The following is a 7357-nucleotide window of genomic DNA, read 5'->3' as shown; positions in this document are numbered from 1 at the left end:
ATCAGCGTGGACAAATCCCGGGTCACCTCACCAAGCAGGTCACCCAGGGACGTGTTATCCGCCTTCGCATGCGCCGCTGACGCAGGAGTCTCCGGCATCTGGCTGCTCATCACGGCCTGCCAGTCTGGCCGTCCGTGGAACGGTCCTTGGTGCGGGGGTCGTTGCCCATGGGGTCATCGGCAAGGTCCCGATCCCGGAGGGGATCGTCGGCGAGCCGGTTGCCTGACCACGGCTCTTCCACGAGTTGCGGGCTGTCCAGCGGGCTGGCCGTGGTGGAGGCACCGGGATAGCTGTGGCCGGCCGGGCTGTATTGTCCGGCTGTACCGGGAGCCCCGCCGTCGAGCCCTGCCGTTGTGGTGGCCGGTCCGGGAACCTGGACCGGTGGGGGCGGAACTGCACCGCCGGACGTGGTGTAGCCACCCGGGCCGCCGCTGTAGCTGTCGGCGCCGTACTGGCTGCCGTAGGGGCTGGGTGAGCCGTTTGCCCCCGAGCTGTATTCACCGCCGCCGTAGCCGCCGGTGCTGCGTGCCGGCGTCGTGCCTGACTCCGGTGCGCCAGCACTCAGGCTGCGCGTGAGCCTGCCTGCGAGGACTCCGGCGCCTGCTGCAAGAAGCAGGAAAGTGCCGGGACGCTGCCGGGCGAAGGATTTGACTTCGTTCAGGAGTGATCCCGGATCCCTGCCGTCCAGCCATGACGCAACGGACGTGGAGCGTTCAGCAACCTGGCGGACCAGATCGCTGGCTACTCCCGGCTGGTCTGAGGCCTGGGCCATGGCATGCAGTTCATCCGAGATGGAACGGAGTCCATCGGCGACTTTCTGCTGCTGGGTCCCGGCCTGCTGGGTGAGGTCGGAGCGGGCCTGGTAGAGGAGGTCCTTGGCGTTGGATTTGACCTCGGAGGCCACGTTGGCGGCCTCAGCCTTTGCCGTCTCAGCCACGTTCTGCGCAGAGTCTTTCGCGGTGCGGGCGACGTCACTCGCCTCGTCCTTCACAGCATCCTTTCGGGACGTTCCGGCGGCATCGCCAGAGGCGGGATAGGCGTTGCCCGTTGGGGGAGTGGGCTGCGCAGCGGATGGGAAGGTGGTGGCGCTCCGCTCTCCAGTGCTCATTGGATTGGCCGGGGGGACGGTGTTGGTTGTGTCCTCGGGCCATTGGTTCTCTGTCATCTTTGCTCTCTCTTTCCAAGAAGGCCGGTTGTTGATCAAGAACCAGCGATACTGGCCGTAAAATAGTAAGCATGATTACTAACATAAGGTAAGTACCCTTGGTAATTAAGTTTTATGCATGTTCCGGCAACCCTGTCTGACGAGGTATCCGCCGGGGCTGAGGTAACTACGTAGGAAGAGGTGGGTGGCGGTGGAACCATGGGTTTGGGTGGTCATTGCAATCGTTGTGGTGGTGCTTGTTGTGCTAGTTCTGGTCACGGGGCAGCGCCGTAAGGCAATCCAGCAAAAACGGGACGAATCGCACCGTGAAAAGGCGGCAGAGATCCGTCGCAAGGCCGAGGACATTGAACTGGACGCCCGCGAAAACGAGGCCCGGGCTACGCGTGCCAGGGCCGACGCCGAGCAGGCCCAGGTGGAAGCGGCAAGGCTGCGCCAGGAAGCGGAGAAGCGGGCCGCTGACGCACAATCCCTCCGGAATGACGTGGCAGATCACACGCGCAAGGCCGACGCCGTCGACCCTGACGTTGATACGCGCATGGCCGGTGAGGCACCAAGGAATGACGCCCGCGCTGCCGATTCTCGCCCCGCCGACGCGCGCGCTGATGATGCGCGCACGGCGGCTCCCCGCACCGGCGACGCCCGGACCGACGTGGCTGGCGCCGACGCGGCCCGTAGGGAGGAAATCCGCAGGGACGAGGCGAACGCAGACCGCGAAAATCCGCGTTCGGGGATCTAGCTCCGGGTAGCTAGTCCCGTGGCTTCAGTGCGGGGGAGGGAGCAACTCCCTCCCCCGTTGCCATGCCGTCCAGCACTTGCGCGATCGCGTCGACAGAAGAGGTCTTGGGCTCCCAATCGAGCAGCCGGCGCGCCCGTCCGGTGTCCATGACCGGGGCGCCGGAGGCCATATCAATCCATCCTGCGTCCGTGGGCTGGATTCGAAGCTTCCAGGTCAGCGCGGCCACGCCATGGAGCAGGGACATGGGGATGGGCAGGATCCTGCGCGCGTGCACCAGCCTGGCCAATTCCTGCGGCGTGACGACGGGTTCGGCGGCGATGTTGAAGGCCCCGGACTCGCGTCGGTCCAGCACGCGCCAATACGCCTCAGCGACGTCGTCCGCGTGGACGGCCTGGAAGATCAGGTCGTCCGGGGCCGGCAGGATGGGAACCTTCAACCGCCGCGGGAGCAGCCGCGGAATCAGCGGACCCAGGAAATAGCCACCGATCTGGCTGCCGGCGTTCCGCTGGAAAGTGAGGCCGGGCCGAAGCCGGGCCACTTTGATCCCGGGATGTACGGCTTCAAACTGATCAAGCAGGCGCTCCTGTTCGGCCTTATGCCTGCTGTAGTGCGAACCTGGTATCCCGGTGGCAGGCCACGACTCGTCCGTCCTGCGGTCTTTGGGGGCCTTGCTGTAGGCGCCCACCGATGAGGCACATACGATCTGTCCCACACCTGCCTGTCCGGCGGCCTCCAGGACATGGGCCGTCCCGGTGACGTTTGTCCGGTGCAACTGCTCCAAGTCCCGGTTTGGCTGGATTTGCCAGGCCAGGTGAACCACCGCATCCACACCCGCCAGTGCTGTGCGAAGCAGCGGAAGGTCGGCATCCACACCGATGTCGAGAGTGTGCCACTCCACGCCCCTGTAGGGTGCCCGTGCGGTGTTGGGAAGCCTGCGGCTGATGCCGACGAGTTCCAGTGTTCCGGGCTTTGTTTCCAGTTGGCCTTGGAGATTCCGCAGGAGCGCGGTCCCCACATTGCCGCTGGCTCCGGTGACGGCAATTCGCATCGAGAGTTCTCCCTTCGTGTGGATGGCTGGCTCGGCCTGCACATCGAGCCTATATCCGGAAGCATTGTTTAATAAGCAGCCTTATGATTTCCTACTTCTAAGTCTTGCCGCAGGCTTTCGGACCCAGACCGAGGGAACCCACGACAATGCCCGATTTTCTCAACGCAGTTGCCTTGGAACAACCCGTTTTTCCGCCGCCACCAGTGCAGCGAAGCCCGCAAGGGGCAACATCGAAGGGCGGACAACTCCGTGAGACCTTCGAAAACGACCTCGTCGTGAAGTACCTGGACCTCGCGGAGGCGCTGGCCGCCCGCTTCGATGCCCGGGGCCGGGAGCGTGCCGACCTGAACCAGGTGGCGTACCTTGGCCTGGTCAAAGCAGCGAGGGGTTTCGACCAGGCCAAAGGCGACAGCTTCCCGGCGTACGCTGCCCCCACCATCAGCGGCGAGCTGAAACGGTACCTCCGCGACCGCAGCTGGGTGGTTCGGCCGCCACGCCACATCCAGGACCTCCGGACGCGCCTATACCGCGTGGAGCCCGACCTCGCCCAGTCGCTCGGCCGGACACCCAGCATCCCCGAACTCGCGGAGGAGCTCGGGGCGGAACCCAGCGACGTACTGGAAGCGATCTGTGCCTCGTCCAGCATGCACCCGGACTCACTCGACGCCGTCAACCCGCACAACGATTCACAGCCGATCGCTGAAATCCTGGCTACTTCGGACGCGCCGCTTGAGCGTCTGGAGGAGCTGGCCTGCCTGCGGGAGGCCATGGCCGATCTTGATGCTGCGGACCGCGAATTGCTGTACCGGCGGTACTTCTGCGAAGAGACCCAGGTGCAACTGGGGGAGCGGCTTGGGATGTCCCAGATGCAGGTGTCCCGTCGGCTTGCGCGTGTCCTGGTGGCGCTGCAGAGAAGGTTGCAGGAGAGCAGCTATGTGGATTCGAGCCTTTCCGCCGCTGCCAGCACATCACCGGCGGAGACAGCGAGGAGGGCGGGATCCGGACGGTCGGCGAAAGGGTCTCCCCGCCGCAGTTCCGCGCGCGTCAAAACCACGTGAGGCCCCGACGGCGGCCCCCACCGTTCGGGTCCTACCGGCCCGAAAAGCACAATCGAGGGCCGTGCGTAGGCGGATGCCAGGTGGGCAGCACCGGTGTCGGCCGAAATGACCAGCCGCGCGCCGGCCACGCAGGCGGCAAAAGCCTGCAGGTCCAGGCCGCCTGCCACAACAGCTGTTTCGGGAAGCCCCGCCAGCCGGCAGACTTCAAGTGCCCGGTCCCGCTCTGGTGCACTCCCGGTAAGCACCACCTGATGGCCGCCTGCTGACAAATGCCTGGCCACCTGGGCGAACCGGTCCGCCGGCCAAAGCCTGCTTGCAAAGGCGGCTCCCACGTGGATCACCGTGGCACCGGGAAAGCCGGTCGGCACAGGCGGCGGAAGCAGTCCGCATTCCAGGGGGTCGGCGGCGATTCCGTGCCATTGCAGCATGCGCGTCCAGCGCTCCCGCTCATGCATGTCCTCGATCCAATCGGGTCCGTCGCCGTGGCGTCCCTTATGCTGCAGGACCGTCCGGGCGCCGAGGGCACGCACCACTTCGCTGCTCTGCGGGCCTTTGCCATGAAGGTTCACGGCGACGTCCACATCGCCGGCATTGAAGGGAAGGGGGGCCTCCAAGCTGGCCATCGGGAGAAGGTCGAATCCGCCCACCAGCCCGACGGCGCCGGCGAGCCACTCCGGGGCCGCGTACAGCAGGCGATGCTCCGGGAAAGCCTTACGCAAGGCATGCAGGGCGGGCACGGCCACGAGGAGATCACCCAGGGCGAGTGCGCGCAGCACCAGCAGCTGCGGCCGGCCACCAGGTGCCGCCGTCGGAATGGCCATTGCTCCACCTCCCCTGCAGCACCCGCGGCGCTGCCGTGTCACAGGAGTCTAGCCCCGCGGAAAGGACGTTGGCCCTTGAGATTGGCTTTGGCTGTTTAGGAGCTTGGGCCGGGGGGAACTAGGTGGGTATGGGAAGCTCCGAAACTCCGCAGATCCGGGCTGTCCTCTTCGACAGGGACGGCACGCTGGTGGTCGATGTGCCCTACAACGGCGAGCCGGCCCTGGTCCGGCCGATGCCGGATGCCAAGGCCGTCCTCGATTCAGTCCGCCGGAAGGGCTTGTCCACGGGGGTGGTCAGCAACCAGTCCGGCCTGGGCCGGGGGCTGCTGGTACAGGCGCAGGTGGATCAGGTCAACGCCAGGGTGGAGCAGCTCCTGGGGCCTTTCGACGTCTGGGAGATCTGCCCACATTTGGACGGTGACGGTTGCGGCTGCCGCAAGCCAGCTCCCGGAATGGTGTACAGCGCTTGCCGGAAACTGGGCCTGGAAACGTCCGAGGTAGCGCTGATCGGGGACATCGGCGCAGACGTCGAGGCTGCCGAAGCCGCCGGTGCCGTGGGTGTGCTGGTTCCCACTCCGCTGACCCGCCCGGAAGAAGTATCCCGCGCACGGCTGGTGGCACCGGACTTGGCCGGAGCAGTCCGCCTGCTGCTGGAGCTGGCCTGATGGCACGGGTCCTGGTGGCACGCCTGGACAGTGCCGGTGACGTCCTGCTCGCGGGGCCGGCTGTGCGCGCCGTCGCCCACGGCCCGCAGCGAGGGAGCTGGCAGCCTGGCGGGGGACAGCCCAATGACGTGGTGATGCTGTGCGGACGCCAGGGTGAAGCGGCAGCGTCCCTGTTGCCCGGGGTCACTGAGATCTACACGTGGGACAGCCCCTGGATCATGAATCCGGCTCCCGCCATGACGGGGCCGCATGCTGAACGCCTGATCAACTACGTCAAGGATTCCAGGATCAGCCACGCCGTGATCCTGACGTCTTTCCACCAGTCTCCGCTGCCGCTGGCCCTGTTGCTGCGGCTGGGCGGCGTGAAGCACATCACCGGTGCATCAACCGACTATGCGGGCTCGCTCCTGGATGTCAGGCTCCGGCCCGGCGAGGATTTCCCGGAGGAACAACCGGAGGCGGAACGGGCCCTGGGCATCGCCCGCGCCGCCGGCCACCGGCTCCCGGCAGGGGACGATGGGAAGCTGCGGGTGAAAGCACCGCCGGACGTCTCGGACCTGGTGGGGGAGGGCCGCTACGTGGTGGTGCACCCCGGCGCCGCCGTCCCCGCCAGGGCCTGGCCTCCCCTCCACCACGCCGCCGCCGTCGAACTTTTGGAAGGCGCAGGACACCGTGTGGTGGTGACCGGCGGCCCCTCCGAAACGTCACTGACCGCTACTGTCGCCGGCCCTTCTGCCCTTGACCTGGGTGGCCGCACGGACCTGCCAACGCTCGCCGGCGTCCTGGCCGGCGCGGACGCCGTGGTCACGGGCAACACCGGGCCGGCGCACCTCGCTGCAGCCGTGGGTACGCCCGTGGCCTGCCTCTTCGCCCCCGTAGTTCCGGCCGTGCAATGGGCCCCGTATGGCGTTCCGCTGGAGCTTCTGGGCGATCAGGACGCGCCGTGCCGGCTCACGCGGGCGCGGGTCTGCCCCGTGCCTGGCCACCCGTGCTTGAGTTCGGTCTCACCCGAGGACGTTGTCCAGGCAGTGGAGCGGCTGATCGGCGGAGTCTCGTCCTTCAGCACGCACCTCAGTACCCGCAGAAAGGCGCGAAGCTGATGAGGATCCTTCTGTGGCATGTGCACGGGTCCTGGACCGACGCTTTTGTCCGCGGCCGCCACGAGTACCTGTTGCCGGTCCTCCCGGAGGGCGGGCCGTGGGGGCTGGGACGCGCGGGCAGGGACTGGCCCGATTCCGTGCGGGAGGTAACGTTGGCGGACCTTGACGCCGACGGTGTGGATGCCGTCGTGCTTCAAAGGCCCGGGGAAGTCGCCGAGGTTGCCAGGGCCCTGGGACGGCGTCCGGGGGTGGAACTGCCGGCCGTCTACCTGGAGCACAACACCCCTAAGGGCGATTTCCCGTTCACCAGGCACCCGCTCGCCGATCAGGGCGATATCACCGTGGTGCACGTCACGCATTTCAACAGGCTGGCGTGGGACAGCGGCCGCGCTCCCGCAGTGGTCATCGAACATGGCATCCCGGATCCCGGGCTCCTCTACACCGGCGAGCTTCCGGAGCTCGGAGTGGTGGTCAACGAACCGGTCCGGCGGGGCCGGGTGACAGGGACGGACCTGCTTCCGGCTTTCGCGGCGGTGGCTCCGCTGCAGGTGTTCGGCATGGAAACGGAAGGCCTGGGCGGCGCCATCGGCGTGGAGGACTCCCGGCTGACTGCCCGCGGGGACCTCCGGACCCGTGACCTGCACCGCGAACTGGCCCGCTGCCGGGTCTACCTGCACCCCATGCGGTGGACGTCCCTGGGCCTGTCACTTTTGGAGGCCATGCACCTGGGCATGCCAGTCCTGGCCTTGGCGGCCACCGAGGCG

At 67.0% G+C, this 7357-nt stretch carries 7 protein-coding genes and 1 pseudogene; 5 read left to right on the top strand and 3 right to left on the bottom strand.

The genetic code is table 11. The features are described 5' to 3' along the window. Positions 1-109: 109 nt before the first annotated feature. The gene (locus ACLKOZ_RS10025) at positions 110-1165 is read right to left on the bottom strand and encodes a hypothetical protein (RefSeq protein ID WP_436474781.1); all 1056 of its coding nucleotides are present in this window, start codon (positions 1163-1165) and stop codon (positions 110-112) included. A gap of 184 nt (positions 1166-1349) precedes the next feature. Between ACLKOZ_RS10025 and ACLKOZ_RS10020 the strand changes: the two genes are divergently transcribed. Further along, positions 1350-1901 carry a hypothetical protein gene (locus ACLKOZ_RS10020; RefSeq protein ID WP_337349094.1) on the top strand — a complete coding sequence of 184 codons (552 nt, stop codon included), beginning with the start codon at positions 1350-1352 and terminating at the stop codon, positions 1899-1901. A gap of 10 nt (positions 1902-1911) precedes the next feature. Here the strand turns inward: ACLKOZ_RS10020 and ACLKOZ_RS10015 are convergent, their stop codons facing one another. Beyond that, positions 1912-2949 (bottom strand): NAD-dependent epimerase/dehydratase family protein, encoded by a 1038-nt coding sequence (locus ACLKOZ_RS10015; protein ID WP_337349098.1) that lies wholly within the window; start codon positions 2947-2949, stop codon positions 1912-1914. Positions 2950-3095: 146 nt separating this feature from the next. Between ACLKOZ_RS10015 and ACLKOZ_RS10010 the strand changes: the two genes are divergently transcribed. Further along, positions 3096-4007: a sigma-70 family RNA polymerase sigma factor gene (locus tag ACLKOZ_RS10010; RefSeq protein ID WP_337349093.1), complete on the top strand. Its 912-nt coding sequence runs from the start codon at positions 3096-3098 to the stop codon at positions 4005-4007. On the opposite strand, the pseudogene ACLKOZ_RS10005 reads toward ACLKOZ_RS10010, so the two are convergent. Next, positions 3893-4828: pseudogene (locus ACLKOZ_RS10005) on the bottom strand (glycosyltransferase family 9 protein); the annotation flags it as partial. The gene ACLKOZ_RS10010 and the pseudogene ACLKOZ_RS10005 sit on opposite strands and share 115 nt — an antisense overlap. Before the next feature lie 128 nt (positions 4829-4956). Between ACLKOZ_RS10005 and ACLKOZ_RS10000 the strand changes: the two are divergent. The 3 genes from ACLKOZ_RS10000 to ACLKOZ_RS09990 all read left to right on the top strand — a co-directional run. Further along, on the top strand, positions 4957-5493 hold the full coding sequence (locus tag ACLKOZ_RS10000) for an HAD-IIIA family hydrolase (protein ID WP_436474779.1): 537 nt from the start codon (positions 4957-4959) through the stop codon (positions 5491-5493). Next, the gene (locus ACLKOZ_RS09995; protein WP_337349091.1) at positions 5493-6593 is read left to right on the top strand and encodes a glycosyltransferase family 9 protein; all 1101 of its coding nucleotides are present in this window, start codon (positions 5493-5495) and stop codon (positions 6591-6593) included. Before ACLKOZ_RS10000 ends, ACLKOZ_RS09995 begins: the two co-directional genes overlap by 1 nt. Beyond that, the coding region (locus tag ACLKOZ_RS09990; RefSeq protein ID WP_436474777.1) for a glycosyltransferase at positions 6593-7357 on the top strand (765 nt) is incomplete at its 3' end. The genes ACLKOZ_RS09995 and ACLKOZ_RS09990, both read left to right, overlap by 1 nt.

Source organism: Arthrobacter sp. R4 (genome assembly GCF_051365025.1).
Lineage (GTDB): Bacteria > Actinomycetota > Actinomycetes > Actinomycetales > Micrococcaceae > Arthrobacter.
Note: the sequence above shows the minus strand (reverse complement) of the source record. Positions and strands in the feature narration are given on the sequence as shown.